1 protein-coding gene is annotated in these 272 nt (G+C 66.9%); it reads left to right on the top strand.

Annotated elements, in window-relative coordinates; all coding sequences use genetic code 11:
• The coding region (locus tag MN199_RS14740) for an MFS transporter (protein ID WP_335739915.1) at positions 1-272 on the top strand (272 nt) is incomplete at both ends.

Here is a 272-nt window from a genome sequence, read left to right on the forward strand (position 1 = left end):
TGCAAATTTCCGCCGGCGCGGTCAGCGCCAGCCTGAGCATCTTCCTGGCCGGCTTCGCCTTCGCGCAGCTGCTGTGGGGGCCGCTCTCCGACCGCCTGGGCCGCAAACCGGTATTATTGATCGGCCTGACGCTGTTCGCCCTCGGCTGCCTGGGCATGCTGTGGGTGGAGAACGCCGTGCAGCTCTGGATCCTGCGCTTTATTCAGGCCGTCGGCGTCTGTTCCGCCGCCGCCATCTGGCAAGCGCTGGTGGTCGACCGCTATCGCGAAGGC

It is taken from the genome of Rheinheimera metallidurans, from assembly GCF_036983985.1.
GTDB lineage: Bacteria > Pseudomonadota > Gammaproteobacteria > Enterobacterales > Alteromonadaceae > Alishewanella > Alishewanella metallidurans.